Annotated in this window: 2 protein-coding genes; both read left to right on the top strand. The window is 44.7% G+C overall.

The window, feature by feature from the left end; translation table 11 throughout:
• Positions 1-1,410, top strand: a 1,410-nt coding sequence (locus tag R7O12_RS23910) for an SEC-C metal-binding domain-containing protein (RefSeq protein WP_318126523.1), incomplete at its 5' end; no start/stop codon positions are given.
• Between the two features lie 75 nt (positions 1,411-1,485).
• Positions 1,486-1,884, top strand: a complete 399-nt coding sequence (mutT, locus tag R7O12_RS23905) for an 8-oxo-dGTP diphosphatase MutT (protein WP_005461225.1) — start codon at positions 1,486-1,488, stop codon at positions 1,882-1,884.
• Positions 1,885-1,934 lie beyond the last annotated feature (50 nt).

The following is a 1,934-nucleotide window of genomic DNA, read 5'->3' as shown; positions in this document are numbered from 1 at the left end:
ATTGAAGATATCAAAGAGCGCGTTGCGAAAGGTCAGCCAACATTGGTTGGTACAGTATCGATTGAAAAATCAGAACTACTCTCCAACGCTTTGAAGAAAGCGAAGATCAAACACAACGTTTTGAACGCTAAGTTCCATGAGAAAGAAGCGGAAATCGTTGCTGAAGCAGGTATGCCTGGTGCGGTAACTATCGCAACAAACATGGCGGGTCGTGGTACAGATATTGTACTAGGTGGTAGCTGGCAAGCAAAAGTTGAATCACTACAAGATCCAACGAAAGAGCAAATCGACGCAATCAAAGCTGAGTGGAAAAAAGTTCACGATCAAGTTTTAGATGCTGGTGGTCTGCACATCATCGGTACTGAGCGTCATGAATCTCGTCGTATCGATAACCAGTTACGTGGCCGTTCTGGTCGTCAAGGTGATGCGGGTTCATCTCGTTTCTACCTATCGATGGAAGACTCACTACTGCGTATCTTCACTTCAGATCGTATGGCAAGCTTGATTCAAAGCGGTATGGAAGAAGGCGAAGCAATCGAATCTAAGATGTTGTCTCGTTCTATTGAAAAAGCACAACGCAAAGTGGAAGGTCGCAACTTCGACATCCGTAAACAGCTTCTTGAATACGATGACGTGGCGAACGATCAACGTAAAGTGGTTTACGAACTGCGTGATGAGCTCATGAACGTTGACGATATCAGCGACATGATTGAACAAAACCGTGAAGATGTGCTCACAGCGATCATCGACGAATACATTCCACCACAATCTCTAGAAGACATGTGGGATGTGGAAGGTCTTCAAGAACGTTTGAAAGCAGATTTCGATCTAGACGCGCCAATCAAGCAATGGCTTGAGGAAGACGACAAACTGTACGAAGAAGCGCTGCGCGAGAAGATCATCAGCCTAGCCGTTGAAGTATACAAAGCGAAAGAAGAAGTTGTGGGTGCACAAGTGCTTCGTAACTTCGAAAAATCAGTGATGCTTCAAACACTCGATACGCTTTGGAAAGAGCATCTGGCGGCGATGGATCATCTGCGTCAAGGTATCCACCTACGTGGCTACGCACAAAAGAACCCGAAACAAGAGTACAAACGTGAATCGTTTGAATTGTTTGAAGGTTTACTTGAAGCGCTGAAGACTGACGTTATTACTGTTCTGTCTCGTGTTCGCGTTCAACAGCAAGAAGAAGTTGAGCGTATGGAAGAGCAACGTCGTGCTCAAGCAGAAGAAGCTGCTCGTCGTGCGCAGGCTCAGCATGCAGCTGCGGAAAATCAGTTGGCTGATGGTGAAGAGTCTGAGGGCTCAAATCAACCTGTTGTTCGTGATGAGCGTAAAGTAGGTCGAAACGAACCTTGTCCATGTGGTAGTGGCAAGAAATACAAGCAGTGTCACGGTCAGATCAATTAATCTAACTTGATAACTTAATAAGAAAGAGTCGCTTAGGCGGCTCTTTTTGTATCGATAGATCCTAGGTAAATATCCATGAAAAGAATTCACATTGTTGCAGCGATCATTTTCAATCAAGATAAGTCGCAAATCTTTATTACTAAACGTCCTGATGATAAACACAAAGGTGGTTTTTGGGAGTTTCCGGGCGGTAAAGTCGAGCTAGGAGAAACAGTTGAACAAGCGATGGTTCGTGAGCTTGAAGAGGAAGTGGGGATTCGAGTGATTGAACAAGCACCGTTTGAACACCTTGAATACGATTACCCAGATAAGTCGCTAAAATTTGATTTTATTACCGTCTCTCAGTTCGAGAACGAACCTTATGGTCGAGAAGGCCAAGAAGGGCGCTGGGTCGCAGTTGGTGAATTAGGGGATTACACCTTCCCTGAAGCTAACGTGCCTATCTTACAACGTGTCGTAAAAGAGTTCGCTTAAGCCTAATGAACGTGCTTGTGGTTAACACAGTATGTTGTTAGTTTAAAAAG

The organism is Vibrio sp. Vb1574 (genome assembly GCF_033338675.1).
This window is presented reverse-complemented; position numbering and strand designations above follow the sequence as displayed.

Bases quoted from the DNA above. Each gene is read 5' to 3' on its own strand.
- mutT (WP_005461225.1), top strand. From the start codon at position 1,486: ATGAAAAGAATTCACATTGTTGCAGCGATCATTTTCAATCAAGATAAG.